At 44.2% G+C, this 312-nt stretch carries 1 protein-coding gene; it reads right to left on the minus strand.

All coding sequences use genetic code 11. From position 1 onward, the window contains the following. A partial coding sequence (locus tag A3761_RS28255) for a hypothetical protein (RefSeq protein WP_197473262.1) occupies window positions 1-312 on the minus strand: 312 nt, incomplete at both ends.

Raw genomic sequence — 312 nt, forward strand, 5'->3', positions numbered from 1 at the left:
CAACCTGTGTACCAATTAGTGATGCATCAGCACTTGAAGACTTAACATTAACTTGCACGTTGTCAAATACGTAGCCTGTACCTTCACGAAGACGAATAGCGCGACCGATTGTATCTAGTGTTGCATTTTCAAGCGTTGGCTTAGCAATTGGTGTGCCTGAATCGTCAGTGCTGTGCGAGTCAGCTTCGATTGCACGTGAGTCAATCTCATCATCAACAACAACTTGCTGAACGTAAACGTTTGAAAGAGTGCCGATATAACCCTGGTCAGTATCGATTGAATCATCACCTGCGTTGTAGATGTACAGACCAT

It is taken from the genome of Oleiphilus sp. HI0123 (assembly GCF_001635315.1).